The sequence below is a fragment of the Novosphingobium sp. KACC 22771 genome (assembly GCF_028736195.1).
Classification (GTDB): Bacteria; Pseudomonadota; Alphaproteobacteria; order Sphingomonadales; family Sphingomonadaceae; genus Novosphingobium.
The window spans coordinates 357542-384220 of record NZ_CP117881.1 but is presented as its reverse complement, the minus strand read 5'-3'; the positions used below and the strand labels follow the sequence as shown (position 1 = coordinate 384220).

Below are 26679 nucleotides of genomic sequence, written 5' to 3'. Positions count from 1 at the left end.
GATCAATTAATCATGATTTTACATGCCAAAGTGCCTGACGAGCGCCCCCTTGTCCTTCACCAGCCGCCAGATCGGCGTATCAAGCGTTCAGGTCGGCATAATGGCTGGGCGGCTGGATCACTTCCATCCGCTCGGCCAGCAGAGGGCGGAAACTGGGGCGACTCTTGAACACCGAATACCATGTGCGGGCCTGCTCATGCCCGCTCCAGTCCAGCCCGCCCAGATAGTCGCAGACCGAGATCTGCGCCGCCGCCGCCAGATCGGCAAGGCTGAGCGTCGCCCCGCCCAGCCATGGCCGCGTATCGACCAGATAGTCGATGTAATAGAGGTGATCATGGGCCAGCCGCATCGCCTCGCGCAGCACGCGCGAATCGGGCGATTGGCGCAGCACCAGCCGCTTCATCATCCGCTCCTGCAGCAAAGGCCCGGTGACATCGGCAAAGAACTTTTCATCGAACATGGCAACGAGGCGGCGGATTTCCGCCCGCGCCGCCGCCGTGCCGATGATCAGCGGGCTGCGCTCTACGGTTTCCTCCAGATATTCGCAGATCGCCCGGCTGTCGGCCAGCGCCAGCCCCTTTTCCGGGTCCTGCAACACCGGGGTGCGCCCCGCCGGGTTCAGGTTCAGAAATTCGTCGCGCATGTCCCACGGGTTTTCGCGCCACAGTTCATAGGCAATCCCCTTCTCGCCCATGACGAGACGGACCTTGCGGGAGAAAGGACAAAGCGGAAATTGGTAAAGGCGCCACATGACCCATTCCCTTGCCCCAAGCGATAGGGCCAGAGCAAGGGATCAGACACGCGATTAAAGGATTTTGACCCGGATAAGCCTGCAGCCTACCGCGAAGTGACGCAAATGACACTGTCATGACGCGCCAGAACCCACAGCGATAGCCCCGCCGCGCGCGCGCGCTCCACCGCCAGGGACGTGGGCAGCGAGATCGTCACCAGAGTCGTGACCCCGGCCTTGACCGCCTTTTCGACGATTTCATACGAACAGCGCGCGGTGGAAAACAGAAAACCTTCGGCCCGCGGCACGCCCGCCCTCAGCATGGCACCGATCAGCTTGTCCACGGCATTATGCCGCCCGACATCCTCGCGGCAGGCCACAATCGCGCCATCGGGGGCGCAAAAGGCGGCGGCATGGGCGGCCGATGTGGCCCGGCCCAGCGTTTGATGCTCACGCAATTCCTCGCCCGCCTCGAAAATCGCCTCGGGCGTGATCGCACCGTGGGGCAAAACCTGCGGCAAGGGCCGGGCCAGCACTTCGAGATTTTCCATCCCGCACAATCCGCAAGAGCTTTCCGCCACCCGCGCCCGCACCCGCTCGGACAGTTTGGCCGCGTCCAGCCCGTCGATCTGTGCCCGCACAATCCAGCCGGTGTCGAGATGGGCCACGCCGATCTCGCCCATCTGGGCCGCGCCCGAAATCAGCCCCTCGGCCATGGCAAAGCCGGTGGCATAATCCATCAGATCGGACGGGGTGGCCATCATCACCGCATAGGCAAGGCCGTTGAATTCCAGCGCCACCGGCGCCTCGGGCACCCACAGGCGCCCGGCATAGGCCACCGATCCGTCGCGCCCGTACACTTTCCCCCCGCTGTCGAGCGAAAAGGGCAAGGGTTCGGGCGCGGGGATCATGTCACATCAGGCCGGGCGATAAAGCGCGCACAGCTTGTGCCCATCGGGATCGCGCAGATAGGCCAGATAAAGATTGGCTTCCTTGCGCAGGCCCGGAGGATCCTCGCAGGTGGCGCCGCCATGGGCGATGCCTGCCGCATGCCACGCGTCGACCTGCGCCTCATTGTCGAGACCAAAGCCGATGGTCCCGCCATTGGCGACACAGGCCGATTCGCCATTGATCGGAATGGCAACGATGAAGGCCGCGCCCTTGTGGACATAGACCAGACGGTTCTTGGCCGTGTCGACCACGCCTTCCGGCCCGCCGACCGCGGCAAAGAGCGCATCGTAAAAGGTCTTTGAACGCGCCAGATCGGTCGATCCGACGAAGATATGGCTGAACATTTGTTGCCTTTCCTCTCTGATTTAAAGCCGGGGGAGCGTCACGCCGCGCTGGCCCATATATTTGCCTGCGCGGTCGGCATAGGACACCTCGCAAGGTTCATTGCCCTTGAGGAACAGAAACTGGCACGCGCCCTCATTGGCGTAAATCTTGGCAGGCAGCGGGGTGGTGTTGCTGAATTCCAGCGTCACATGCCCCTCCCAGCCCGGCTCGAGCGGGGTGACATTGACGATGATGCCGCAGCGCGCATAGGTGCTCTTGCCAAGGCAGATCACCAGCACATCGCGCGGAATGCGGAAATATTCCACCGTGCGGGCCAGCGCGAAAGAATTGGGCGGAATCACGCAGACATCGGTCTTGCGGTCCACAAAGCTGTTCGCGGCAAAATCCTTGGGGTCCACCACCGCCGAATCGACATTGGTGAAAATCTTGAACTCATCGGCCACGCGCGCGTCATAGCCGTATGAGGAAAGCCCGTAAGAGATCACGCCCTCGCGGTGCTGCCGCTCCAGAAACGGCTCGATCATCCCATGCGTCTGCGCCGCTTCGCGGATCCATTTGTCTGATAGTATCGCCATAGGCTGGCTTCATGGCCGATGGAGGCGGATGGGGCAATGATTTTAAGGGGAGAGGAAGTTGTGCCTCCGGCGGGCAAAGGGACTCGTCCCTTTGCAATCCCATTATTGGGGTGATGGGAGGTTTGAGAGGCCGCAGAGTTGTAAAAGCCTGCGGCGCGGCGAAGTCACGCTGATAGGCGCCGCAGGCTTTCAAAATTCAAACGCCGCGTCCAATACCTATGGCCGAACCCATGGCACAACGCAGACAGTCATGGGAGCGCGAGGGTCTAGACCCTCGCATCTTATCCCTTAAACCTTACCCGCCAGAATCAGCGCCAGCGCGCATCCGACAACGACGAACAACCGCATGGCCTCAAGACCATGATCCACGGTGGCGGCAAGGGCGATGGCGCGTGCTTTTCTCATGGCGACCAGCCTGCGCCCAAAACATCACCGAATCCTTAAAATGCTCCTCAGCGGATGGCCGGCATCTGCTGGCTGGAGCAATGGAAAGACCCGCCCCCGGCCAGAATGGCATCGGCCATGATGCCAACAGTCTGGCGATCCGGGAACAATTCGGCAATCGCGGCCACGCCATCGGCGTCATGCGCGGTTCCATAGATCGGCACGACAACCAGATGGGTGGTGATGGCAAAGTTCATATAGGAGGCAGGCTCGATCCGCCCGTCGCGCTCCACCCGCCCCGGCGAAAGGACATTGCGCACGATCACGCCCGCCGCCTCGGCCCGCGCCTTGGCATCGGCATAGATGGCCGCATTGGGATCATTCACGCCCGTGGCCATAGGCAGCGCCAGCACATTGTCGGCCACAAAGCGGGCCAGATTGTCGACATGCCCATCGGTGTGGTCGTTGATCAACCCGTCGCCCAGCCACAGCACCCGGTCGAAACCGAGATCGCGCTTCAGCCGCATTTCCTGATCCGCGCGGCTCAGATGCGGGTTGCGGTTGGGGTTGAGCAACACCTGCTCGGTGGTCGCCACCAATCCGGTGCCATCGCAATCCAGAGCCCCGCCCTCGATGATCCAGTCGCTCGTCGTGATCGCCAGCCCGGCGTCGCGGGCGATTTCCGCGCCGATGGTCTGGTCGCCCTCCATCAGATATTTGCCGCCCCAGCCGTTAAAGCCAAAGCGCCGCGCCGCGCGCCCGCCTTTGCCGTCCAGCACCACCAGTGGCCCGGTATCGCGCAACCACACGTCGCCATAGACGCGCCGCTCCAGCACCACCTTTTCGCTGCACAGTGCGCGGGCGCGGGCCTCGTTGGCCTCGTTGCGCACGATCAGGCGCACCTCCTGCCCGCTCTCGGCCACGGCATTGGCAAAGGCGGCCATCTGTTCCTGCGCGGCCTCAAGAAAGCCGGGCCATTCCTCGCCGTCATGGGGAAAACCGATCCACAGCCAGTCCTGCGGATGCCATTCGGGGGGGAAGCGCCAGTTGGGGGTCTTGTCAGTCATGAAGGGCCTTTAGCGTCTAAGAGGTGTTGCGAAAAGGGGCGCAAACAGGCCATGAGCATTGCCGGAGAGTGAGGAGTTTTTATGACTGACTGGCAATCGGCTCTGGCGCGGGCCGAGGCGCATTCGCCCTTTTTGTCGCGGGCGATGGGGCGTTTGCCCGATCTGGTGGCGGTGCTGGCCTCGGGCGATGGAGAGGCCGCGCTGGCCCATGCGCGCCGCGCGGGCGAAGGGGTGCCCGACCTTGGCGTGGCGCTGCGGCGCGAGAAACTGGCGCTGGCGCTGGCCTTGGGCGTGGGCGATCTGGCCGGGGCGTTTGATCTGGCGCGGGTGACGGGCGAATTGTCCGATCTGGCCGACCGGGCGGTGGATGCCGCCATCGCCCATGGCATACGGTCCCGCGCGCCCGATGCCCCGGCGGTGGGTTTTACAGCACTGGCGCTGGGCAAACATGGCGCGCGGGAATTGAACTATTCCTCGGACATTGACCCAATCCTGATTTACGACCCGGCCACCCTGCCCCGCCGCGCCCGCGATGAGCCGGAGGAAGCCGCGCTCCACGTTGCGCGCACGGTTTTGCGGCTGGTGTCGCAGGCCGATGGCGAGGGCTATGTCTTTCGCGTCGATCTGCGCCTGCGCCCGGCCAGCGAGATCAGCCCGCTGGCCCTGCCCATCGAGGCGGCGCTGACGCACTATGAATCCAGCGCTCTGGCATGGGAGCGCGCCGCCTTTATCCGGGCGCGGGCGGCGGCGGGCGATGTGGCAATGGGGGAGCATTTCCTCCATGCGATCCGCCCCTTTGTCTGGCGCAAATCCCTGGATTTCGGCGCGATTGCCGAGATCGGACGACTGACCCGCCGCATCCGCGCCCATCATGGCAAGGTAGAGGCCATCGGCCCCGGCTTCGATGTCAAACGCGGGCGCGGCGGCATCCGCGAGGTCGAATTCTTTGCCCAGGTCCATCAGTTGATCCACGGCGGGCGCAAACCGGCGCTGCGCCTGCGCGGCACGCGGGCCACGCTCGATGCGCTGGCTGCCGAGGGTCTGATCGACCCCGCCGACGCGGTGATGCTGGGCGAGAGCTATGACCGTCTGCGCCAGATCGAGCATCGGCTTCAGCAAGTCTCCGACCTGCAAACCCACAAGCTGCCGCGCGACATGGAAGGCATCGACAATGTCGCCGCGCTCGACGGCCTGCCCAATGGGGCGGCGCTGATCGAGGAACTGGAGGCGATCACGTCCCGCGTGGGCGCGCGCTATGACCGCCTGATCGCGGCCAGCGCGGGCGAAGGCACCAGCGTTGCCGTGCCCAATCAGCATGATGGCGACGATCTGGCCGCCGAGCTGGAGCAACTGGGCTTTGCCAAACCGGCGGAATTGGCCGGGCGGATTCAGGGCTGGCGTTCGGGCGGGGTGCGATGCCTGCGTTCGGGCGCGGCGCTCGCAGCGCTCGATGCGGTGCAGCCTGCGCTGCTGGCCGCGCTGGCTGCTGCGCCCGAACCGGACCGCGCGATGATCCGTTGGGAACAGATGATCGCCCGCCTGCCCAGCGCGGTCAATCTGTTCCGCCTGCTGGAGGCCCGGCCCGGATTGCTGGAGGTGCTGGTGCGGGTGCTCTCGCTCGCCCCGCCTTTGGCCGATGCGCTGGCGCGGCGGGCGGATTTGCTTGATGCTCTCATTGACGCCAGCGCCTTCGCCCTGCCGGGCAGCGTGGAGGATCTGGCGCATGAATTCGGCGCGACCGAGGCGGGGGATGATTACCAGCGCCTGCTCGACCGGGTGCGGCGACAGGTGGGCGAAAAGCGCTTTGCCCTTGGCGTGCAATTGATCGAGGGGGCGCAGGACCCGCTCGACATTTCGGCGGGCCTGTGCCGGGTGGCGGAGGCGGCGATCAAGGTTCTGGCCCGCGCAACGATCGCCGAATTCGAGGCCACCCATGGCCGCATTCCGGGCGGCGAGTTGGTCATTCTGGGGCTGGGCCGTCTGGGCGGCGGGATGTTGACCCATGCCAGCGATCTCGATCTGGTGTACCTGTTCACCGGCGATTTTGCCGCCGAGAGCGATGGGCGCAGGCCGCTTGGCGCCACGCTCTATTTCAACCGTCTGGCCCAGCGGGTTTCCGCCGCGCTTTCGGTGCCGACGGCGGAGGGCGCGCTCTACGAGGTGGACACCCGCCTGCGCCCGCAAGGGACGCAAGGCCCGCTGGCGGTGGGGTTCGAGAGTTTTGCCCGCTATCAGCGCGAAGAGGCCTGGACCTGGGAGCATATGGCGCTGATCCGGGCGCGGGTGCTGTTTGGGTCGGAGGCGGCGCGGGCTGAACTGGGCGCGATCATCGGCGGTGTGCTGGGGGCCGAGCGGGACAAGGCCAAGGTCACCGTTGAGGTGCAGGAGATGCGCGACAAGATGGCCCAGCACAAGGCGCCCAAGGGCGTGCTGGACGTGAAATTGCTGCGCGGCGGGCTGGTCGATGCCGAATTCATCGCCCACGCGCTGCAATTGCGCGACCATGCGGGTGTGCGGCCCGATATGGCGGGCGCGCTGGGCGAGCTGGCGGGCGCAGGGTTGATCGCGGGCGATGTGCCGGGGGCGTTCGACCTGCTCTCGCGCGTGCTGGTGGCGGCGCGGTTGCTGGCCCCCGATGGGGCGATGCCGGACGCTGCCCCTTGTGCCAGTCTTGCCAAAACATGCGGCTTTGGCGATTGGAACGCCATGACCACGGCGATGGAGGGCGCCCGCGCCACCATCGCCCGCCAATGGACCGCCACATTCGGCCAGCAATTGGAGACGCAAGCATGAGCACCTTTCCCGCCGTGGGCGACAAGATCCCCGACATCGCCATGACCGCCCCCGACGGCAGCACAGTCAAGCCCTCCGATTTTGCCGGGCGGCGGCTGGTGATTTTCTTCTATCCCAAGGATGACACCCCCGGCTGCACCACGGAAAACATCGACTTTTCCAGTTTGGCGGGCGAGTTTGCGGCTGCCGGGGCGGCACTGCTGGGCGTGTCCAAAGATCCGCCGAAAAAGCATGCCAAGTTCATCGAGAAGCATGGGCTGACCGCCCCCCTCGCCTCGGACGCCGAGGAAGGCGGCCTGTCGGACGCGCTGGGCGTTTGGAAGGAAAAGTCGATGTATGGCCGCACCTATATGGGCATGGAGCGTAGCACCTATCTGGTTGGCGCCGATGGTGTGATCGAGCGGATCTGGGAAAAGGTGAAGGTCAAGGGGCACGCGCAGGAGGTGCTGGGCGTGGTTAAGGGGTGATGGCGAAGGGGTTTATGCCTCCGGCGGGCAAAGGGCGGGGGCCCTTTGCACTCCCGTTTTGGGGATGGTTTGCCAAGGCACGTCGATGGTTATGAAAGCCTGCGGCGCGGCTAACTCGAGCCTGTCCGCGCCGCAGGCTTTCAAATGTTGCGTCCGACACACAAGGCCGAACCCTTTGCGTAACAAAGACAGTAATGGGAGCGCGAGGGTCTAGACCCTCGCATCATCCTTTTCTAACGCCCCACCATGCAATCCCTCTCCGAATCCATCCGCACCGTCCTGCTGACCGCCGACCCGCGCGAAAAGGCGATGGCCACGCGCAAGCTGGTGCGCGACTGGCGGCTGGGCAGGCTGGCGTGGGATTTTGGCGCGACGATGCCCGACCGGCCCGCGCGCCCGGAAAAGCCCGAATTGTTGCCCCCCAACCGGATGCCCAAGCGCGGACGCGGAGGATCGCAGCGGGCGCGCATCGCGCTGTGGCATTCGCTGGCGCATATCGAATTTGTCGCGATCGATCTGGCGCTGGACATGGCCGGGCGGTTTGGAGCGGAGCGCGGGCGTGATTTCGTCGATGATTTCCTGATCGTGGCCGCCGATGAGGCGATGCATTATGCCATCATCGCGCGGCATCTGGCGCGCATGGGCGCGGCCTATGGCGATCTGCCCGCGCATGACGGGTTGTGGCAATCGGCCGAGGCCACCGCGCATGATGTGGCGGCGCGTCTGGCGATTGTGCCGATGGTGCTGGAGGCGCGGGGGCTGGACGTGACACCGGCCACATTGGAGCGCGTGCGGGCCAGCGGCGATGAGGCGGGAGCGCGCATTCTGCAAAGGATTCTGGCCGATGAAATCCGCCATGTCCGCTATGGCTGCGACCATTTCGCCAAAGTGGGACAAGAGCTCGGTGATTCTGCCGAGGATCTCTGGCAGGAACTGGTTACGCGTTATTTCCGGGGCGCCGTTAAGCCACCGTTCAACGACTCAGCGCGCCAGTCTGCCGGTCTGTCGCGCAAGGCTTATGAGGCGCTTGCCAGCCGCGCCTGATCTGGGATAGCTCGAACTCACGAGAAGGCGGGGGGTTCCGACCATCTCCAACAATTTCCTGCCTGCGGGAATCTGCGGGCGTCATTTCCCATGTCCAATGGCCATTTGGGGGGCCGAAGGGCGCAAGAATAAGGTGTTTTGGAGTGGTCGCGCTTCGTATTTCTGCCAAGTTTCTGCTCGGTGCCCTTGCTGCTGTCGTCGCCCAGCCCGCGCTGGCCAACAGTGCCGCCAACGCCGATATCGCCGCTCCGCTTCGCGCCGCCCAGGCTGCGCCGATCTCGCAAGACAACGGCGATCAGAACTTCCGCCAGCTGTTTTCGTCCTGGCGCTCGATGGAAGGCACCGGCAACAAGCTGGTTAACGCCACCATCGGCAACAACAATGGCGGCGTGGCCGGCATCGTGAACCGCGCCATCTCGATCCCCTCGCGCTCGCCCCTCGAAGGCCTGCGCATGACCAGCGATTTCGGCATGCGCAGCCACCCCGTTCTGGGCGGCATGCGGATGCACAAGGGCATCGACCTGTCGAGCCCGGTCGGCACCCCCGTCTATGCCACCGCCGATGGCGTCATCAGCCGCGCCGACTGGTTCAGCTCGTATGGCCTGTTCATCTCGATCGAACATGGCGGCGATGTCCAGACCCGCTATGGCCACCTCTCGCGCCTGAACGTGGCCGATGGCCAGATGGTGCACAAGGGCGACCTGATCGGCTTTGTCGGCACCACCGGCCGCTCGACCGGCCCCCACCTGCATTATGAAGTCCGCGTCGATGGCGTGGCCGTCAACCCGGTTCCCTACCTGCAAGGTGAAGGCAACCCGCAATTGGCGCTTGCTTCTGTCCCGCATCACGATAAGAGTGATGAAGACGGCGAATAACTCACACAAGTTGATTCCCGAGCGAGATAACCAAGCCTGAGAAAGAAGGGCGGAAAACAAGCCCAACAGGCCTTAGCATCTTGGAGAGGATGCGGAAAAAGCGGCGGGAAACTGCCGCTTTTTCTCGTTTTGGGGTCTGGGGGTTTAAGGGGTGAAGGGAAAGATGCGAGGGTCATAACCCTCGCGCTCCCATTACTGTCTGCGTGGTGCAAAGGGTTCGGCCAATGGGTGTAGGACGCCGCGTTCCAAGATGAAAGCCTGCGGCGCCAACCAACGCAGCCGTTCCGCGCCGCAGGCTATAAAACGACAGCCCCAATCGCCACACCGCCAACCTAAAGCCACCCCATTAACGGGATCGCAAAGGGCCCCCGCCCTTTGCCCGCCGGAGGCAAACCTTTTACCCCTTATACAACCCTTCCAACCGCGCCCCATACCGCTCCTTCAGCTTATGCCGACGGATTTTCAGCGAAGGCGTCATTTCCTCATTGTCGATGGCAAAGGGTTCATCGGCAAAGGTAAACTGGCGGACCTTTTCGATGACGGAGAGATCACGGTTCACCCGGTCCACCGCCTCGCGGATCGCGCCGCGAAAACTGGGCAGTTCCTGAAGCGCGCGGACGTCGGCGCCGTGGTGCCCATTGACCACCGCCCATTCACGCGACCATTCGGCATCGGGCACGATCAGCCCGACCATATAGGGCCGCTTGTCGCCAAAGACCATCGCCTGCGCGATTTCGGGCTGGAGGGTCAACATGCCTTCCAGCTTCTGGGGCGAGATGTTGTCGCCCTTGTCATTGACGATCATGTCCTTTTTGCGGTCGGTGATGACAATCCGCCCCGCCGCATCGATATGGCCGATGTCGCCGGTGTGCAGCCAGCCGTCTTTCAACACGCGGGCCGTCTCGGCCTCGTTACGCCAATAGCCGTGCATGACCAGTTCGCCGCGCAGCAGGATTTCGCCATCCTGCGCGATGCGTACCTCGGTGGCGTGCAGCGGCGTGCCCACGGTGTCCATCTTGATGCCGGTTTTGGGGCGGTTGACGCTGGCGATGGGGCCGCTTTCGGTCTGACCATAGCCTTGCAGCAGCGTCAGCCCAACGCCTTGGAAAAACAGGCCGATTTCCGGATTGAGCGGCGCCCCGCCCGACACCAGCGCCTTGACCCGCCCGCCGAAACGCGCGCGGATCTTGGGCCGCAGCAGCTTTTCCAGAACCTTGTCCAGCGGCCAGTCGAGCAGCTTGCCCTTGCCCGCCCCGCGCCGCGCCGCCAGCGCCACCGCGCTCTCCAGCAGTCCTGCGGCCAGCTTGCCCTGCTTTTCCACCTGCTTCATGATCCGCGTGCGCAGCACCTCGAACAAGCGCGGCACCACGACCATGATCGTCGGGCGCACCTCCTCGATATTGCTGCCCAGCTTGTCCAGCCCTTCGGCGTACCAGATCTGGCCGCCAAGGCCGATGGGGAAGAATTGCCCCGCCGAATGCTCATAGGCATGGCTGAGCGGCAGGAAGCTGAGGAACACCTCGGATTGGGCGCCGGTGGGATCCCAGCCGAAATCCTCGACGATGACATGGGCCGCGCCCGCCACATTATGCAGGATCGCGCCATGATGCTGCATCACCCCGCGCGGCGCGCCGCCGGTGCCGCTGGTATAGATGATACAGGCCGTGTCAGTGCGCTCGATCCGGCGCATCCGCTCCTCGACCGCATCGCGCGCGGCCGCCGCATCGCCCTCCAGCATGGCGGCCCAATCGTGATATTCCACCGTGCTGGCCTGCGCCATGCCCAGCGGTTCGATAGCGATCAGATGGTTGGCCTGACCCGAACGCATGACCGCGGGCAGCAGCGGCTTGGCCAGTTTCGCGGTCGAAACGATAACGCCCCGCGATCCGGAATTTTCCAGAATATGCAGATGGTCGCGCTCGGTGTTGGTCGTATAGGCCGGGACGGTGATGCAGCCCGCCGCCATGATGGCCAGATCGGCAATGCACCATTCGGGCCGGTTTTCGGACACCAGCATGATCCGCTCGCCGCGCCGATAGCCCAGCCGCACCAGATTTTCGGCCAGCAGAACCACCCGCCGCGCCGCCTCGGCCCAGGTGATCGCCTGCCAGCCCTCGGCAGTCTTGGCATGCAGAAACGGGCGCTCTGCCAGCAGATCGGCCCGCGCCAGAAACAACGCGACCAGATTGGGGCTGGATTCAATATCAGCGATACGCAAGGGGAGGTGTCCTCTGCCGACAATCTTTTCTTATGGCTGATTTAGGCGCTGCCCGCCCCCCTCGCAAGGGGAGCCCAAGGGCAGCCCCCCGCACGGACTGCCTCAGAGCGGGACATCGACCCCGACGGCCTCGCCCACATGGGCAAAGCCGTCGGCCGCCAGCAGGCGGGCCAGACCGGCCCCGATCTTGGCTGCAATGGCGTGGCCTTCATAGACCATGGCGGAATAGAGCTGGACCAAAGAGGCCCCGGCGCGGATGCGGGCATAGGCGTCATCGGCATTGGCAATGCCGCCCACGCCGATCAGGGGAATCTGCCCCCCAGTGGCGCGGCGGAAATCGACCATGCGCTGCTGGGCCAGATCGCGTAAGGGCGCGCCAGAAAGGCCGCCGGTTTCGCCCGCGTGGCGGCTGTGCAGCGGCGGGCGGCTGATCGTGGTGTTGCTGACGATGAGAGCGCCAAGGCGGCGCGAGATGGCGATGCGGGCGATGGCCTCGATATCGGCAGGCTCCAGATCAGGCGCGACTTTCAGGAAGACCGGCGGGCGATGGCCGGTTTCATCACGTGCGGCAATTACCCCGTCGAGCAATTCGGTCAACGCCGATTCGTCCTGCAGCGCGCGCAGGCCCGGCGTGTTGGGGCTGGACACATTGACCGCCAGATAGGAGGCGAGCGGGGCGAACACGCGCGCGCCATAGGCATAATCGGCGATGCGGTCGGTGGCGTCCTTGTTGGCGCCGATGTTGATGCCCACGATCCCGCCGCGCGTCAGCCTTGCGCGAAGGCGCCGCTCGGCCGCATCGGCCCCGCCATTGTTAAAGCCCATGCGGTTGATAACGGCGCGGTCTTCCTCCAGCCGGAACAGGCGCGGCTTGGGATTGCCCGATTGCGGCAAGGGCGTGATCGAGCCGACCTCGGCAAAGCCGAAGCCGAGGCCGAGCAGCGCGTCGGGCACTTCGCCATCCTTGTCAAAACCGGCCGCCATGCCGATGGGCGTTGGAAAGGTGAGCCCCGCCACGGTACTGGTCAAAGGCCCGCCGGGCGCGACAGGCGCACCCGCGATGGGCAGGTATTTCAGCGCGGCCAGCGCCATCCCATGGGCGGTTTCGGCATCCAGACGGAACAGGGCTTTGCGGATCAGGGCATAGGTCATGGGGCCAGCCCTATGGCAAGAAGCGGGGGATTTGTCGATTCTCCGGCGATGCAAGGCGCAGCGGGACGATTCGCGATGATGCGGGGCGCAATTGCGGCTTGATGATGTAACGCTTGCATGGATGCCCGTCATGAAATCCATTGCATGAGGCACGCCCTCGGAAATCCACCTAAATTCCGACCGGCAGTTTGACGCAATCCTACAATTATCCGTCTGCGCAATGCTTTATCGGCCTTCTTGCGACCCGAAGGGCTCGTGGTTTTCACCACAGAGTTCTCGAAACTCAAGCGGCTCCCTTGGCAACGAGGGGGCCGTTTTTTTGCCCCCTTGCGCATTTCCGCCACCGCCTTGCCCCGCCTGCCCCCTTGCCCGCGCGGGGGCAAAGTCCTAGGGGCCTTTAAATCGGATTGATTCGGTCTTATTTGAACCGGGCCGTTTTGAATATCGATGGCTGACGAAAGGGTGTGGCGCGATGCGTTTGTCGAGCATGGCCGATTACGCCGTGGTGGCGATGGTGGCAGCAGCCCGCCATGGCGCGCCTGCGGGCCGCGCCGCCGAAGATGGGCGCGCCGGGTGCGACACGCGCACGCGCGCCAATGCCGGACAGCTTGCGCTGGAAACCGGCCTGCCCGCGCCCACCGTGCAAAAGCTGGTCAGCCGTCTGGTGGCGGCGGGGCTTTTGACATCGGCGCGGGGCGCGGGCGGCGGATTGGCTCTTGCCCGCGACGCCCATGAGATCAGCCTTGCCGATATTGTCGAAGCGGTCGAAGGGCCGATTGCGCTGACCCCTTGCGTTGAAGGGATCAGCCATGATTGCGCGCCGGGGCTGGGGTGCAGCGTGCGCCCGCATTGGCCGGTGGTGAATGAGGCTTTGCGTCTGGCCCTGTCGGGGGTTCCCCTGACCCGGTTGATGGCGCCGCAGGACAATGTGGATATGGTGCAATGAGCGAAGATATCGAGATCAAGGATCAGGCCGCGCGTGAGGCTGCCGCAAAGGTTGCCGAATACGAACACGGCTGGGTGGCCGATATCGAGCAGGAATATGGCCCCAAGGGCCTGTCCGAGGACACCGTCCGCTATATCAGCGCCAAGAAGGACGAGCCGGAATGGATGCTGGAATGGCGTCTGAAGGCCTATCGCCACTGGCTGACCATGCCGATGCCTGACTGGGCCAAGCTGAACATTCCGCCCATCGATTACCAGGAAGCCTATTACTGGGCCGCGCCCAAGAAGAAGGATGGGCCCAAGTCTCTGGACGAGGTCGATCCCGAGATCCTGCGCGTTTATGAAAAGCTGGGCATTCCGCTGGCCGAGCAGGAAGTGCTGGCGGGCGTCGAGGGCGCGCGCAAGGTGGCTGTGGACGCGGTGTTCGACTCGGTTTCGGTCGCCACCACGTTTCGCAAGGAGCTGGAAGCGGCGGGCGTGATCTTCCGCTCGATCAGCGAGGCGATCCGCGAATATCCCGAGCTGGTGAAGAAGTGGCTGGGCCGCGTGGTGCCGATGGCGGACAATTACTTTGCGGCGCTCAACTGCGCAGTGTTTTCCGACGGGACGTTTGTTTATGTGCCTGAAGGCGTGCGTTGCCCGATGGAATTGTCCACCTATTTCCGTATCAACGCGGAAAACACCGGTCAGTTCGAACGCACGCTGATCGTGTGTGACAAGGGGGCCTATGTCTCCTATCTCGAAGGCTGCACCGCGCCCCAGCGTGACGAAAACCAGCTCCACGCCGCGGTGGTCGAACTGGTCGCGCTGGACGATGCCGAGATCAAGTACTCAACCGTTCAGAACTGGTATCCCGGCGATGCGCAAGGGCGGGGCGGCATCTATAACTTCGTGACCAAGCGCGCGCTGTGTCAGGGCAAAAGGTCGAAGGTGTCGTGGACGCAGGTGGAAACCGGCAGCGCCATCACCTGGAAATACCCTTCGTGCGTGCTCAATGGCGAGGACAGCGTGGGCGAGTTCTACTCGGTCGCCGTCACCAACAATTATCAGCAGGCCGACACCGGCACCAAGATGATCCACAATGGCAAGGGATCGCGCAGCACCATCATTTCCAAGGGGATCAGCGCGGGGCATTCTCAAAACACCTATCGTGGATTGGTCCGCGTGGGCGCCAATGCCGAGGGCGTGCGCAATTTCACGCAATGCGACAGTCTTTTGCTGGGCAAGACCTGCGGCGCGCATACCGTGCCCTATATCGAGGTGCGCAACCCCACCGCCACCATCGAGCATGAGGCGACCACCAGCAAGATTTCCGACGATCAGTTGTTCTACGCCATGCAGCGCGGGCTGGATCAGGAAAGCGCGGTGGCGTTGATCGTCAATGGGTTTGCCAAGGAAGTGTTGCAGCAACTGCCGATGGAATTTGCGGTGGAAGCGCAGAAGCTGCTGGGGATCAGCCTTGAGGGGAGCGTGGGGTGATGATGGCCCTCGTACTCACTGCCGCAGCGGCCCTGAGGATCCCGGCGCCATTGCAAGGTACTTGGGATTTGCCCAACCAATGCAGGTTGCCCGCTGGAGATGAAACGGATCGAGTCATTATCCACGCCAACAAAGAACAGTTCTGGGAGGTCGCCTTTACCCCCCGACGGATTCTGAACGAAACCCCGCAGAATTGGACAGCGCTTGGCCGGCTCGATGGTGACGAAGATAACGGAGCGAAAGGCCGCCTCAACCTTCGCCTGTCCAAAGATGGCAAGACCCTTGCCTATACCAATTCAGACAATCGTATCGTCCGCCTGACGCGTTGCGGGAAGAAGTGAAATGACCATGCTGACCATTGAAAACCTCCACGCCTCTGTTGCGGACAAGCCGATCCTCAAGGGTCTGAACCTCACCATCAACGCGGGCGAGGTGCACGCGATCATGGGGCCGAACGGCGCGGGCAAATCGACCACCGGCTATGTGCTGGGCGGGCGTCCGGGCTATGAAGTGACGCAAGGGTCCGCCACCTTCAACGGGCAGGACCTCTTCGCGCTGGACCCGCATGAACGCGCGGCATCGGGCCTGTTCCTGGGTTTCCAGTATCCGGTCGAGATCCCCGGCGTGTCCAACCTGCAATTCCTGCGCGAGGCCTTGAACAGCCAGCGCAAGTTCCATGATCTGCCCCCGCTGTCGGGCGGCGAGTTCATGAAGCTGGCCAAGGAAAAGGCCGCACTGCTGCGGATGGACATGGACATGCTCAAGCGCCCGGTCAACGTGGGCTTTTCCGGCGGCGAGAAGAAGCGTGCCGAGATGGTCCAGATGGGCATCCTCGACCCCAAGCTGGCGATTCTGGACGAGACGGACTCCGGCCTCGACATTGATGCGCTGCGCATCTGCGGCGAGGGCATCAACGCCATCATGCGCAAGCCCGACAAGGCCGTGCTGCTGATCACGCATTATCAGCGTCTGCTGGACTATGTGAAGCCCGATTTCGTGCATGTGCTGGCGGGCGGCCGCATCGTTAAGTCGGGCGGGCCGGAACTGGCGCTGGCGCTGGAAGAAGGCGGTTACGAAGGCGTCGCGGCATGAACGATCTGCCCACCAGAAAGGCCGAGGAATGGCGCTATGCCGACCTCGGCGCGCTGGAAACGCTCTGGCCTTTGCCCGATGCGGAAAGCGTCACCGTGGCGGCGGGCGGCGAATTTGCGCGCGCGATTGTGAACAAGGGCGGCGTGGTGCGCCTCTCCCTCACGCTGGAGGCTGGCGCCAAGGCGGCGGTCCATGTGCTCAACACCGCCGACACCTATGCCCGCATCGAGATCGAGGCGACCCTGCATGAGGGCGCGGATTTCCATCTGGGCGGCGTGCAATTGAGCAGCGGCGATCAGACCGCCGAAATCGTCACCACCGTGCGCCATATCGAACCCAATGCGCGCAGCCACCAGATGATCCGCAGTGTTGCGGGCGGCACCTCGACCGCCAGCGTGCTGGGCAAGGTCTATGTGGCCCAGGGCGCGGATGGCACCGACGGCGAACAATCGGTGCGCGCCATGCTGCTGGACCGTACGGCGCAGGCCAATGCGCGGCCCGAGCTGGAAATCTATGCCGACGATGTCAAATGCGCCCATGGCTGCGCGATCGGCGAGTTGGATGCCAATGGCCTGTTTTACCTTGCCGCGCGGGGAATCGAACCGGCGCGGGCCAAGGCGCTGATGCTGCAGGCCTTTATCGCCGAAGCCTTTGACGGGGCGGAGGAAGAGGACAATCTGCAGGCCGCCGCGCAGGCCGCTTTGGAGGCTTTGCTGTGACGCTCGCTCTGGCCCCTCTCGATCTGGCCAAGATCCGCGCCGATTTTCCGGGGCTGGCCGGTGGCTGGCATTATCTGGACAGCGGCGCCACCGCGCAAAAGCCGCAAGCCGTGATCGACGCCACGGTCAATGCCATGGGCCGCGACTATGCCACCGTCCATCGCGGCGTATATGCCCGCAGCGCCCATATGACGCTGGCCTATGAAGAGGCGCGCCGCAAAGTGGCCGGTTTCATCGGCGGAGCGGAAGGCGAGATCGTGTTCACCCGCGGCGCGACCGAGGCGATCAACCTTGTCGCGCAAAGCTGGGGGGGCAAGCATCTGCGCGCGGGCGACCGTATCCTGATTTCGACCTTGGAGCATCATTCGAACATCGTGCCGTGGCAATTGCTGCGCGACCGGGTGGGCGTTGAGATCGACGTTTGCCCGCTGACCGCCGATGGCCGGATCGATCTGGACGCGGCAGAGCGTATGCTGACCCCGGCCCACAAGCTGGTCGCGCTGGCCCATGTGTCGAACGTGCTGGGCAGCGTGCTGGATGTCGAACGCGCCGTGGCGCTGGCGCAGGGCGTGGGGGCGAAAATCCTGATCGACGGCTGTCAGGCCGTGCCGCGCCTGCCCGTCGATGTGGCCGCGCTGGGCGTCGATTTCTACGCTTTTTCCGCGCATAAGCTCTATGGGCCGACCGGCATCGGCGCGCTCTGGGCGCGGGCCGAGATTCTCGATGCCATGCCGCCATGGCAGGGCGGCGGCTCGATGATCGACCGCGTGACGTTTGAACGCACCACATGGGCCCCGGCCCCCACGCGCTTTGAGGCAGGCACCCCGGCCATCATCGAGGCCATCGGCTTTGCCGCCGCCGTCGATTATGTGCAGGGCATCGGCCTGCCAGCCATCCACGCGCATGAGGCCGGGTTGGTAAAGACCCTGCGTAGCGCGCTCTCGGCGATGAACGATGTGACCGTGTTCGGCCCAGAGGACAGCGCGGGCATCGTCAGTTTTGCCATCGACGGGGTTCACCCGCATGATCTTGGCACGATTCTGGACGAAGCAGGCGTGGCCATCCGCGCCGGGCACCATTGCGCCCAGCCCCTGATGGACCACCTTGGCGTGCCCGCCACCGCGCGCGCCAGCTTTGGCCTGTATAGCGATGAAAGCGATATTGCCGCGCTGATCGCCGGCATTGAGCGCACGAAGAGGATCTTCGGCTGATGACTGACACGACTTCCGATGACACCCCCCGCTTCACCGTGGAGGAAGTGAATGACGCCCCCACCCCACCGCGCGCGCGGGTGGATATTGCCGCAGCCCCCGCGCTGGGCGCCGATGGCGAGATCGAAAAGATCGCCGACAAGGTGGCGCGCAAGAAGGACTACCTCGAAGGTTTCCTGGCCCAGCAGCCCACAGGCCTGACGCCCCATGAACCGGGCGGCGAACTGTATGAGGGCGTGATCAATGCTCTCAAAGAGATCTTCGACCCGGAAATCCCGGTCAATATCTACGAACTGGGCCTGATCTATGGCGTGGAAATCACGCCTGAAGGCTCGGCCAGCATCACCATGACGCTGACCACGCCGCATTGCCCGGTGGCCGAATCGATGCCGGGCGAGGTTGAATTGCGCGTCTCGGCGGTGCCCGGCATCCGCGATGCCGAAGTGGCGCTTGTGTGGGATCCGCCATGGGACCCGGCCAAGATGAGCGATGAAGCCCGCCTCGAACTGGGGATGCTGTAAGATGACAACAACCACGCGCAAGCCCCGCCCCGCCGCCGTCCTGCTGACGCCGAACGCAGAAGCGCGCGTGGCCAAATTGATGAGCGAAGCGCCCGCTGGCGCCATCGGCGTCAAGCTGTCCACCCCGCGCCGGGGCTGTTCGGGTCTGGCCTATTCGGTCGATTATATCGACGCGGCAGGCCCGCTGGATGAAAGGATCGAGACGCCCGGCGGCCTGTTCTTCATCGACAGCGCCAGCGTGCTTTACCTGATCGGCAGCACGATGGACTGGGTGGAGGATGATTTCACCGCCGGTTTCGTCTTCGCCAACCCCAATGCCAAGGGCACCTGCGGCTGCGGCGAGAGCTTTACGGTTTAAACACACCAAATCCGGAGGCCCCCTCATGGGCCTCCGGCATATTTCAAACCATTCTCGCCTCCTGCACCTGCAGGTATTGCATCAGGCGCTGGGGCACGCGCTGGGCCTTGACGCAGCAGCGCCGCAGCAGGTTGAGCGCAGCGGGCGAATTGACCGTGCCCCCCTCATCGATCCGCTCGATCAGCCAGATCGCTTTGGCGTCATCCACCACGCCATGCGGCACGCGCTGCTCCACCAGCCAATGCGAGAGGGTTTCGCCGATAAAACTCACCCATTCGGGCGATGGCGAGCGAAGATGCGCATTGATCGCCAGCAGCGCCTCGGCATCATCGGGGTTCAGTCGGGCCGGATGATAGCCGGGCAGATCGCTGCCATGAAAGTCGTTAGACGAGTTCGACATTTGGTGCATTCCTTTCGGTTTGCGCCCCCAAAACCGAAATGACGAACCGCGCCTTGCCGCCAAATGAACCGGATTGTCAGACGCGACAAACCGTTATTTGCGCCGCTAAACCCTCTATTTGCGTCGCAGCGCCGCCACGCAGGCCGCCCGGTCCACGTCTCGCGCATCGGTGCTGCGCCGCGCGTCGACATAGGTGGCGCGCACCTCGCCGCCCGTGCCTTGCGGATAGAGATAGACATCCAGCACGCAGGCCGAGCCGACAAATTGCAGCTTGCGCGCATCGCCTTCCATTACATCCAGCCGGGGCGGGCCGAACAGCCGCGCCAGATCGCCCTGACGCGCGCCGATCACCCCCTCCAGCCCCGGCGCGCTATGCACCACAGCGTTCGGCACAGGCTGGCGGCGCGGGGCCACCGGGACGGCAGGACGCGACGATCCGGCAGGCGCGCGCGGCGTGCTGGCCACCGGCCCCTGCTCTCCACAGGCGGCAAGGAGCGGGATGAGCAGCAAAGGCATGTGGGATAGACGCATGGGGGCATGCTCTTGCCTTCGCCGGGCGCGCTGTCAATGCCGGTTGCGGTCAACGCCCGCCCCGGCTAGGGCAGGCCGGTTCAACCACAGCAGGAAGCAAGCCAAACCCATGTCCGAACCCACCATCGACGTCATCGCCATCGGCAACGCCATTGTCGATGTTCTGGCCCCCGCATCCGAGGAGCAGATCGCGGCGCTGGGTCTGGCCAAGGGCGGAATGACGCTGGTGGAGCCCGAGCGCGCGCGTGAGCTTTACGCCGCAATGGGCCCGGCGCGCGAGATTTCGGGCGGCAGCGCGGCCAACACGCTGGCGGGTCTGGCCCAGCTTGGCGCGCAATGCGCCTTTATCGGGCAAGTGGCCAATGATCAGTTCGGCAATGTCTTTGCCCATGACATCCGCGCCGGGGGCATCGGTTTTGACACGCCGGTCCGCAATGATGAGCCCGCCACCGCGCAATGCCTGATCTTCGTCACCCCCGATGGCCAGCGCACGATGAACACCTTCCTGGGCGCCAGCCAGTTCCTGCCCGCCGAAGCGCTGGATGAAAGCGTGATCGCCTCGGCCCGCGTGCTCTATCTCGAAGGCTATCTTTGGGATCCGGAAGAGCCGCGCCGCGCCATGCGCCGCGCCATTGCCGCCGCCCGCGCAGCGGGCCGCGAGGTGGCCTTCACCATGTCGGACGCTTTTGTCATTTCGCGCCACGGCGACGATTTCCGCGCGCTGATCGAGGAAGGCCAGATCGACATCCTGTTCGCCAACGAACACGAACTGGCCGCGCTGACGGGGCTTGAGGATTTCCACGAGGGTCTGGACCAACTGGCCGCCAAGGTGCCCTGCGTGGTCGTGACGCGCAGCGAGCAGGGCGCCCATGCCGTGCGCCGGGGCGAGGCCGCCCATGTTCCGGCCCAGCCCATCGACAAGGTGGTGGACACCACGGGCGCGGGCGATCTGTTCGCCGCCGGTTTCCTGTTCGGCCATGTGCGCGGCATGGCGCTGGAAAAGTGCCTGACGCTGGGCGCGATCTGTGCGGCGGAAATCATCTCGCATTACGGCGCGCGGCCCGAGGCGGACCTCAAGGCGCTGGTGGCCGATACGGTCGGCTAAACCGGTCCCAACGCATTGCCGTAAAAAAATCGACCGCCGGGCTTAAAAAGGCCCGGCGGTTTTCGTTCTGTCGTATGCGCGCCAAAGGCCGGGCCGGGATGGGGCAATCCGGTTGCGGCCCGGCGCGCTTGGGATTGGCCGGAAATGTTCCGGCCGCAACAGGACGAAAGCAATGACCGCAGGAGTATCGCCCGTTTCTCCCGTCGTGCGTGGCACCCCGGCCAGCCGGACGATGTATGAAGCCACCCCGCTGACCCCGGCGGTCGAAAAGGCCACCGCGATGACCAAAGCCGACCCGCCCAGCGTGACCGACCCCAGCCAGACCACCCCGCGCCAGCCCAACGATGGCTTCAGCGGCTTCAGCACCTACGCCTGAAACGGAAGAGGACAGACCCATGAGCATGAGCATTTCCAGCCCCGCCGCCCCGGCCGTTGCCGCCGGCAATGCCGCCCAGGCCGCCATGGCCGCCGCATCGGCCGCCATCGCCACCGGACAGGCCAATGGCGGCAGCGCCGCCCCCACGCCGCCGCCCAGCGGCCCGTCGGGCGCAACCTTCTCGGTCTATGCGTAAATCCGGGCCGGGGGCGCCGAAACGCCCCCGGTAAAGCGCCTTATTCGGCCTCGCGCGCCACTTCGCGCCAGCCAATGTCGCGGCGGCAGAACAGTTCGGGCGCGATGATCGCATCCACGGCGGCATAGGCGGCAGCCTGCGCGGCGGTCACACTGGCCCCGCGCGCCGTCACGTTCAAAACGCGCCCGCCCGCGGCCACCAGCGCGCTATCGGCCATGGCCGTGCCGGCGTGGAAGACCTTGGCGCCATCGGCCTGTGCGGCCTCGATGCCAGCAATCGTCCCGCCCTTTTTCGGCGTGCCGGGATAGCCATCGGCGGCCATCACCACCGTCAGCGCGGTATCATCGGAAAATTGCGGCGCGGGAATGCTGCCCAGCCGGTCGGTGGCGCAGGCATAGAGCAACTCGCCAAGATCGCTGGTCAGGCGCGAGAGCATGACCTGGCATTCCGGATCGCCAAAGCGGGCGTTATATTCGATCAGCTTGGGCCCTTCGCGCGTCAGCATGAGGCCCGCAAACAGCACGCCCGAATAGGGCATCCCTTCATCGGCCAGCGTCTTGACCGTGGGGGCGATGATGCGGGTCATCACCTCGGCCTGCAGCTCGGCGGTCAGCACCGGGGCGGGCGAATAGGCGCCCATGCCGCCGGTGTTCGGCCCGGTGTCGCCATCGCCCACCCGCTTGTGATCCTGCGCGGATGCAAAAGGCACGATGGTCGCGCCATCGGTCAGGGCAAAGAAGGAAGCCTCCTCGCCCTCCATGAATTCCTCGATCACGGCCTCTGCGTCACCGAAACGACCCGCGAAAATGTCGCGCACCGCCTCTTGCGCCTCCTCCATGGTCATCGCCACGGTCACGCCCTTGCCCGCGGCCAGACCATCGGCCTTGACCACCACCGGCGCGCCGAACTGGTCCAGCACGGCCAATGCCTGTTCGAGCGAGGTGACGCGCTGGTATCCGGCGGTGGGGATATTGGCCCGCGCGCACAGATCCTTGGTAAAGCCCTTGGAGCCTTCGAGCTGGGCCGCATCCCTGTTCGGCCCGAACACCGGCACCCCCGCCCCGCGCAGCGCATCGCCCAGCCCGTCGACCAGCGGCGCCTCGGGGCCGACTACGACGAACCCGATCTGATGGTCTTCACAAAAAGCCAGCACGGCCCCATGATCGCCCGCATCCAGCGCCACCAGTTGCGCATGTTCGCCGATGCCCGGATTGCCCGGCGCGGCAAAAAGCTTTCCACCGTTTGCCAGAAGCGAGGATTGCGATAGACGCCACGCCAGAGCATGTTCGCGCCCGCCCGAACCCAGCAAAAGGATATTCATGCCTGCCTCTTTCGATTCCGATGATGATCTCTCCGGCGGGCTGGTAGCGAAAGCCGCGCGCGGCGACAACGCGGAACCCCTCTCGATCAGCGAGATTTCCGCGATTTTGAAGCGAACGGTGGAGGATCGTTTCGCTTTTGTGCGCGTGCGGGGCGAATTGTCGGGGGTAAAGCGCGCGGCATCGGGCCATCTCTACCTCTCGTTGAAGGACGAAGGGGCGCGGCTCGACGGCGTGATGTGGAAGGGCAACGTGGCCCGGCTGGGGTTTCGGCCCGAGGATGGGGTCGAGGTGATCGCAACCGGCAAGCTGACCACTTATCCGGGCCGCTCGAATTATCAGATCGTGATCGAGCGTATGGAGATCGCGGGCGAGGGCGCTCTTCTGGCGCTTTTGGAGAAAACCAAGGCGCGGCTGGAGGCCGAGGGACTGTTTGACCCGCGCCGCAAGCGCCGCTTGCCGTTTTTGCCCGGCGTGATCGGGGTGGTGACCAGCCCCACGGGCGCGGTGATTCGCGATATTCTGCACCGCCTCGCCGACCGCTTCCCCTCGCGGGTGATCCTCTGGCCGGTTCTGGTGCAGGGCAATGGCGCGGCGGAGCAAGTCGCGGCGGCGGTGCGCGGCTTTTCCGCGCTGGCCCCCGATGGGCCGATCCCGCGGCCCGATGTGCTGATCGTCGGGCGCGGGGGCGGGTCGATCGAGGATCTGTGGTCGTTTAACGAAGAAATCGTCGTCCGCGCGATTGCCGAATGTTCGATTCCGGTGATTTCCGCCGTTGGGCATGAAACGGACACGACTCTGGCCGATTTCGCCGCCGATATGCGCGCGCCCACGCCCACGGCGGCGGCCGAAATGGCGGTGCCGGTGCGCGAGGAATTGCGCGCCTTTGTTGGCGATCTGGGGCTGCGTTCGCGCCGTGCGGTGGTGCGCCCGGTGGTGCTGGGCCGCGAAAGGCTGGAGGCCCGCGCCCAGCGTCTGCCCACGCCGGAGGAACTGATTGCGGCCAAGGCGCAGGCTTTGGACGAAACGAGCGAACGCCTGCGCCGCGCCTTGGGCAATGTGGCGCAAAAGGCGGGGATGCGGTTGCAGCGCGCCGCCGGGCCGCTGACGCCGGGCCTGTTGCAGGCCCGCCTGCGCCATGCCGAGGCGCGTCTGTCGGCCCAGCGTCTCAACCCGGCCATGCTGGCCCAGCGTCTGCGCCATGACCGGCAAAGGCTGGACGGCGTGGCACGGATTATGACCAGTTTGAACCCCGACAATGTGCTGGCGCGCGGCTATGTCCGTGTGACCGCGCCCGATGGCCGCACCCTGACCAACCGCGCGGCGGCGGCGGGGGAGAGCCATCTGACGCTGCATTTCCGCGACGGGTTGCTGGAGGTCGCGCCCGGCGATGCGCCGCCAACCATGGTGGAGCCTGCGCCCAAGCGCCCCGCCCCCGCGCCCCGCGCCAAATCAACCTCGCCCGCGCAGGATGATTTGTTCGGCTGATCGTGCTATATAAGGCCCCATGTTGATGAACTCCCCGGATCGCGCGGCGGTGCTGCGCTATGAACCCAATGGTTTCACCATGCTCTCGCGCGGCAACCATGTCGTCTGCGCCGTCTCGGGCGAGGCCATCCCGCTTGAGTCGCTGCGCTATTGGAGCGTCGAGCATCAGGAGGCCTATGCCTCGCCCGAACTGGCAACGAAGCGCCTGCTGGGGCAATGATCAGTCGACGCGCGGTGTTGGGCGGTCTGGCGGCGATGCCGGTGTCCGCCCCGGTGGCCGCCCGCGCGTTTACGCTCGACATTGGCCCGATCACCTTTCCGCGCGGCGAAACCACGCAGGGCGGATGGGCGCAGGGGCTGGCCCCCAAGGGCTGGCAGGTTGCTCTGGACGGGGCGGCGCTGCCTACCGATCCGCTGGGGCGCTTTCTGGTCGCCTTTGACCGGGATGCGGGGCCGGTGGCAAAGCTGACCGCCGTGGCGCCGGGCGGGGCGCAGGCCTTGCTGGGGCTGGACATTGCCCCACGCGCATGGCGGATCGAACAGGTCAACGCCCCCTTTCGCCCGCCCGCCATTCCCGAAGGCGACTATGCCCGCATCCGCGCCGAGGAAGTGGCCCGCATCGACGCCGCGCGCCACGCGGGGGCTTTGTCCGAAGGCTGGCAGCAGTCCTTCATCTGGCCGGTCAAAGGGCGGATTTCGGGGCTGTTTGGATCCCAGCGCGTCTATCGCGGCACGCCCGGCTCCTATCATTCGGGCAGCGATGTCGCCATGCCCGCCGGTACGCCCTATCTGGCCCCCGCCGATGGGGTGGTGGTGCTGGCGGCGGAAAAACCCTTCACGCTGGAGGGCAATCTGTTGATGATCGACCATGGCATGGGGCTGGTCAGTGCGTTTCTGCATTCCAGCGAACTGCTGGTGCGCGAGGGCGAGCGGGTCAGCCAGACCCAGCCCATCGGCAAGGTGGGCATGACCGGGCGTGCGACGGGGCCGCATCTGCATTGGGGCATGCGCTGGCGCGAGGCGCGGCTGGACCCGATGCTGTTTGCCGGGGCGATGGTGCCTGCGAAGGGCTAGGGCCTGAACCAGCGGTCGAGATAGAGGCCCATCGGGCGCGGAGAGAGGCCCAGCGCAGCAAAGCCCTGCGCGCCATCGGCCACCACGCTGCCCGCCTTGAGCAGGGTGATCTGATCGGCGGAAATCGGTGTACCCGGCAAGGCGGCAAAGATCCGCGCGCCCAGATCGGGCATCGGCAGCAGATGAATGCCGCCCCCCACCGCCTGCGCGATGCGCTGGTTCAGCTCCAGCATGGTCACCACCTCCGGCCCGCCCAACTCATAGGTATGTCCGCCATGCCGCTTTGGATCGGCCAGAGCCGCTGCAATCGCCCGCGCCACATCATCGACCAGCACAGGCTGGAGCAAGCCTTCCGGCACAAACACCGGCAACAGCGCGGGCAGCGGCAAGGCCTTCACCATCCCCATCATCCGCGCAAACATATTGAGGAAATTGTCGTCCTGGCCAAAAATGACGCTGGGGCGCAGGATCGTGGCCCCGGCAAACCCGGCCAGCGCGGCCTGTTCGCCCGCCGCCTTGCTGGCCGCATAGGGCACCGGCGAGGCCGCATCGGCGCCAATGGCCGAAATATGGACAAAGGCCCCCGCTCCGGCCTCCCTTGCGGCACGTGCAAGGCCTTCCACCCCGCGCCCCTGAACCGCGTCCAGAGGCCCGGAAAACAGCCCCACCAGATTGACCACGCCGTCCGCCCCCGACAAGGCCCGCGCCACGGCGGCCCCGTCGCGCAGGTCGGCGCGGGCAAATTCCACCTGCCCCGGATCGCCCTGCCCGCGAATCATCCATGCCTTTTCCGGATGGCGCGAAACGATTCGCAAACGCGCCCCGCTGCGCAGCAAGGCATGCGCCAGATGCCGGCCCACAAATCCGCCACCGCCGGTAACCACCACCAAGACATCGCGCAAAACGTCACTCATGGTCGCAACTCCAGCATTTAGGGAGTTTTAAGATGGTATGGCGTGCGGCCCGGCGCAATCGGGCCGGAAGGGCAAATCCGCGCCGCCCAAAAAAACTTTTCAGTTTCGCGAAAAAAGTGATCTTTTTGCGTTGACAGGATTCGAAGGTCCGCTTAGAGGCGCGGTCCTACCCGGCGCGGGCAGCAACCGAAAGGACGCTAAGCCTCGGCGCCAAAAAGCAAATGTGCCCAGGTGGCGGAATTGGTAGACGCACTAGCTTCAGGTGCTAGCGCTCGCAAGGGCGTGGAGGTTCGAGTCCTCTCCTGGGCACCATTTGCACTCCCGGCCAGCGGCCGGGAGGATCGACAAAC

29 protein-coding genes and 1 tRNA gene are annotated in these 26679 nt (G+C 64.9%); 19 read left to right on the top strand and 11 right to left on the bottom strand.

Annotated features, from left to right (window positions below; genetic code table 11):
• Positions 1-79 precede the first annotated feature (79 nt).
• From PQ467_RS01785 to PQ467_RS01765, 5 genes are all read right to left on the bottom strand, one after another.
• Positions 80-751 (bottom strand): glutathione S-transferase family protein, encoded by a 672-nt coding sequence (locus tag PQ467_RS01785; protein ID WP_168603306.1) that lies wholly within the window; start codon positions 749-751, stop codon positions 80-82.
• 86 nt (positions 752-837) lie between these two features.
• Positions 838-1641: a formate dehydrogenase accessory sulfurtransferase FdhD gene (gene fdhD, locus PQ467_RS01780; RefSeq protein WP_274174858.1), complete on the bottom strand. Its 804-nt coding sequence runs from the start codon at positions 1639-1641 to the stop codon at positions 838-840.
• A gap of 6 nt (positions 1642-1647) precedes the next feature.
• Positions 1648-2025, bottom strand: coding sequence for a VOC family protein (locus PQ467_RS01775; protein WP_274174857.1), 378 nt, complete (start codon positions 2023-2025; stop codon positions 1648-1650).
• Positions 2026-2046: 21 nt separating this feature from the next.
• The gene (gene dcd / locus PQ467_RS01770) at positions 2047-2601 is read right to left on the bottom strand and encodes a dCTP deaminase (RefSeq protein WP_274174856.1); all 555 of its coding nucleotides are present in this window, start codon (positions 2599-2601) and stop codon (positions 2047-2049) included.
• A gap of 452 nt (positions 2602-3053) precedes the next feature.
• Complete coding sequence (locus tag PQ467_RS01765; RefSeq protein WP_274174855.1) at positions 3054-4052, bottom strand: agmatine deiminase family protein; 999 nt, start codon at positions 4050-4052, stop codon at positions 3054-3056.
• Between the two features lie 81 nt (positions 4053-4133).
• On the opposite strand from PQ467_RS01765, the gene PQ467_RS01760 reads away from it, so the two are divergent.
• The 4 genes from PQ467_RS01760 (at position 4134) to PQ467_RS01745 (ending at position 9231) form a co-directional block, all read left to right on the top strand.
• Entirely contained in the window at positions 4134-6845 is a 2712-nt protein-coding gene (locus PQ467_RS01760; protein ID WP_274174854.1) for a bifunctional [glutamine synthetase] adenylyltransferase/[glutamine synthetase]-adenylyl-L-tyrosine phosphorylase, read from the top strand.
• The gene (locus PQ467_RS01755) at positions 6842-7312 is read left to right on the top strand and encodes a peroxiredoxin (RefSeq protein WP_274174853.1); all 471 of its coding nucleotides are present in this window, start codon (positions 6842-6844) and stop codon (positions 7310-7312) included. Before PQ467_RS01760 ends, PQ467_RS01755 begins: the two co-directional genes overlap by 4 nt.
• A gap of 246 nt (positions 7313-7558) precedes the next feature.
• Positions 7559-8356: a ferritin-like domain-containing protein gene (locus tag PQ467_RS01750; RefSeq protein ID WP_274174852.1), complete on the top strand. Its 798-nt coding sequence runs from the start codon at positions 7559-7561 to the stop codon at positions 8354-8356.
• Between the two features lie 143 nt (positions 8357-8499).
• On the top strand, positions 8500-9231 hold the full coding sequence (locus PQ467_RS01745) for a M23 family metallopeptidase (protein ID WP_274174851.1): 732 nt from the start codon (positions 8500-8502) through the stop codon (positions 9229-9231).
• 397 nt (positions 9232-9628) lie between these two features.
• Here the strand turns inward: PQ467_RS01745 and PQ467_RS01740 are convergent, their stop codons facing one another.
• Positions 9629-11449 (bottom strand): AMP-dependent synthetase/ligase, encoded by a 1821-nt coding sequence (locus PQ467_RS01740; RefSeq protein WP_274174850.1) that lies wholly within the window; start codon positions 11447-11449, stop codon positions 9629-9631.
• 102 nt (positions 11450-11551) lie between these two features.
• A complete protein-coding gene (locus PQ467_RS01735; protein WP_274174849.1) occupies positions 11552-12601 on the bottom strand; it encodes a quinone-dependent dihydroorotate dehydrogenase in 1050 nt (349 codons plus the stop codon).
• Between the two features lie 472 nt (positions 12602-13073).
• Between PQ467_RS01735 and PQ467_RS01730 the strand changes: the two genes are divergently transcribed.
• Genes PQ467_RS01730 through PQ467_RS01695 form a run of 8 tightly spaced genes read left to right on the top strand, consistent with a single transcriptional unit; the run spans position 13074 to position 18926 of the window.
• On the top strand, positions 13074-13547 hold the full coding sequence (locus PQ467_RS01730) for an RrF2 family transcriptional regulator (RefSeq protein ID WP_274174848.1): 474 nt from the start codon (positions 13074-13076) through the stop codon (positions 13545-13547).
• A complete protein-coding gene (gene sufB / locus PQ467_RS01725; RefSeq protein WP_274174847.1) occupies positions 13544-15025 on the top strand; it encodes a Fe-S cluster assembly protein SufB in 1482 nt (493 codons plus the stop codon). The genes PQ467_RS01730 and sufB overlap by 4 nt, the downstream gene beginning before the upstream one ends.
• Positions 15025-15366, top strand: coding sequence for a hypothetical protein (locus tag PQ467_RS01720; protein WP_274174846.1), 342 nt, complete (start codon positions 15025-15027; stop codon positions 15364-15366). The genes sufB and PQ467_RS01720 overlap by 1 nt, the downstream gene beginning before the upstream one ends.
• A 7-nt stretch (positions 15367-15373) precedes the next feature.
• A complete protein-coding gene (gene sufC, locus PQ467_RS01715; RefSeq protein ID WP_274176064.1) occupies positions 15374-16117 on the top strand; it encodes a Fe-S cluster assembly ATPase SufC in 744 nt (247 codons plus the stop codon).
• Positions 16114-16836 carry a SufD family Fe-S cluster assembly protein gene (locus tag PQ467_RS01710; protein WP_274174845.1) on the top strand — a complete coding sequence of 241 codons (723 nt, stop codon included), beginning with the start codon at positions 16114-16116 and terminating at the stop codon, positions 16834-16836. Before sufC ends, PQ467_RS01710 begins: the two co-directional genes overlap by 4 nt.
• A gap of 23 nt (positions 16837-16859) precedes the next feature.
• Positions 16860-18047, top strand: a complete 1188-nt coding sequence (locus PQ467_RS01705) for an aminotransferase class V-fold PLP-dependent enzyme (RefSeq protein ID WP_274176063.1) — start codon at positions 16860-16862, stop codon at positions 18045-18047.
• Entirely contained in the window at positions 18047-18568 is a 522-nt protein-coding gene (locus PQ467_RS01700) for an SUF system Fe-S cluster assembly protein (protein ID WP_274174844.1), read from the top strand. The genes PQ467_RS01705 and PQ467_RS01700 overlap by 1 nt, the downstream gene beginning before the upstream one ends.
• 1 nt (position 18569) lies before the next feature.
• Complete coding sequence (locus PQ467_RS01695) at positions 18570-18926, top strand: HesB/IscA family protein (RefSeq protein ID WP_274174843.1); 357 nt, start codon at positions 18570-18572, stop codon at positions 18924-18926.
• A gap of 43 nt (positions 18927-18969) precedes the next feature.
• On the opposite strand, the gene PQ467_RS01690 is transcribed toward PQ467_RS01695, so the two are convergent.
• Positions 18970-19326 carry a hypothetical protein gene (locus tag PQ467_RS01690; protein ID WP_274174842.1) on the bottom strand — a complete coding sequence of 119 codons (357 nt, stop codon included), beginning with the start codon at positions 19324-19326 and terminating at the stop codon, positions 18970-18972.
• Positions 19327-19440: 114 nt separating this feature from the next.
• The gene (locus tag PQ467_RS01685) at positions 19441-19857 is read right to left on the bottom strand and encodes a hypothetical protein (RefSeq protein ID WP_274174841.1); all 417 of its coding nucleotides are present in this window, start codon (positions 19855-19857) and stop codon (positions 19441-19443) included.
• A gap of 109 nt (positions 19858-19966) precedes the next feature.
• Here PQ467_RS01685 and PQ467_RS01680 point away from each other — a divergent pair, with 109 nt between their 5' ends.
• From PQ467_RS01680 to PQ467_RS01670, 3 genes are all read left to right on the top strand, one after another.
• A complete protein-coding gene (locus PQ467_RS01680) occupies positions 19967-20962 on the top strand; it encodes an adenosine kinase (protein WP_274174840.1) in 996 nt (331 codons plus the stop codon).
• Between the two features lie 172 nt (positions 20963-21134).
• On the top strand, positions 21135-21338 hold the full coding sequence (locus PQ467_RS01675; protein WP_274174839.1) for a hypothetical protein: 204 nt from the start codon (positions 21135-21137) through the stop codon (positions 21336-21338).
• A 19-nt stretch (positions 21339-21357) separates the two neighbouring features.
• The gene (locus PQ467_RS01670) at positions 21358-21534 is read left to right on the top strand and encodes a hypothetical protein (protein WP_274174838.1); all 177 of its coding nucleotides are present in this window, start codon (positions 21358-21360) and stop codon (positions 21532-21534) included.
• A 40-nt stretch (positions 21535-21574) separates the two neighbouring features.
• Here the strand turns inward: PQ467_RS01670 and purD are convergent, their stop codons facing one another.
• Entirely contained in the window at positions 21575-22855 is a 1281-nt protein-coding gene (purD, locus tag PQ467_RS01665) for a phosphoribosylamine--glycine ligase (protein WP_274174837.1), read from the bottom strand.
• On the opposite strand from purD, the gene xseA reads away from it, so the two are divergent.
• Genes xseA through PQ467_RS01650 form a run of 3 tightly spaced genes read left to right on the top strand, consistent with a single transcriptional unit; the run spans position 22854 to position 25415 of the window.
• Positions 22854-24341 (top strand): exodeoxyribonuclease VII large subunit, encoded by a 1488-nt coding sequence (gene xseA / locus PQ467_RS01660; protein WP_274174836.1) that lies wholly within the window; start codon positions 22854-22856, stop codon positions 24339-24341. The two genes, purD and xseA, sit on opposite strands and share 2 nt — an antisense overlap.
• A 19-nt stretch (positions 24342-24360) precedes the next feature.
• Positions 24361-24561, top strand: coding sequence for a DUF2093 domain-containing protein (locus PQ467_RS01655; RefSeq protein WP_274174835.1), 201 nt, complete (start codon positions 24361-24363; stop codon positions 24559-24561).
• Complete coding sequence (locus PQ467_RS01650) at positions 24558-25415, top strand: M23 family metallopeptidase (protein WP_274174834.1); 858 nt, start codon at positions 24558-24560, stop codon at positions 25413-25415. The genes PQ467_RS01655 and PQ467_RS01650 overlap by 4 nt, the downstream gene beginning before the upstream one ends.
• Here the strand turns inward: PQ467_RS01650 and PQ467_RS01645 are convergent.
• Positions 25412-26329, bottom strand: a complete 918-nt coding sequence (locus PQ467_RS01645; RefSeq protein ID WP_274174833.1) for an NAD-dependent epimerase/dehydratase family protein — start codon at positions 26327-26329, stop codon at positions 25412-25414. The two genes, PQ467_RS01650 and PQ467_RS01645, sit on opposite strands and share 4 nt — an antisense overlap.
• Positions 26330-26554: 225 nt before the next feature.
• Between PQ467_RS01645 and PQ467_RS01640 the strand changes: the two genes are divergently transcribed.
• A tRNA-Leu gene (locus PQ467_RS01640) sits at positions 26555-26641 on the top strand.
• Positions 26642-26679 lie beyond the last annotated feature (38 nt).